Genomic DNA, 395 nt, shown 5'->3' on the forward strand with positions numbered 1-395 from the left:
GCGGCGCTCGCGCTCTACAACCTCTTCGCGATCGAAGACCTGTACCGCACGGCGCTCGTCTCGGGCGCGCTGTGCGTGGACGCGGCGGCGGGCTCGGTCAAGCCGTTCGACGCACGCATCCACGAACTGCGCGGCCATCGCGGCCAGATCGAGGCGGCGGCCGCTTACCGCTCGCTGCTCGAAGGCTCCGCGATCAACCTCTCGCACCGCGACTGCGGCAAGGTGCAGGACCCGTACTCGCTGCGCTGCCAGCCGCAGGTGATGGGCGCGTGCCTCGACCAGATGCGCCACGCGGCGCAGGTTCTGCTCGTGGAGGCGAACGCCGTCTCCGACAATCCGCTGATCTTCCCGGACACCGGCGAGGTGCTCTCGGGCGGCAACTTCCACGCCGAGCC

General features: G+C 70.4%; 1 protein-coding gene. It reads left to right on the plus strand.

Annotated elements, in window-relative coordinates:
- Positions 1–395, plus strand: a 395-nt coding sequence (locus tag BAC01S_RS32860; protein WP_043203923.1) for an aromatic amino acid lyase, incomplete at both ends; no start/stop codon positions are given.

It is taken from the genome of Paraburkholderia acidipaludis NBRC 101816 (genome assembly GCF_000684975.1).
Taxonomy (GTDB): Bacteria; Pseudomonadota; Gammaproteobacteria; order Burkholderiales; family Burkholderiaceae; genus Paraburkholderia; species Paraburkholderia acidipaludis.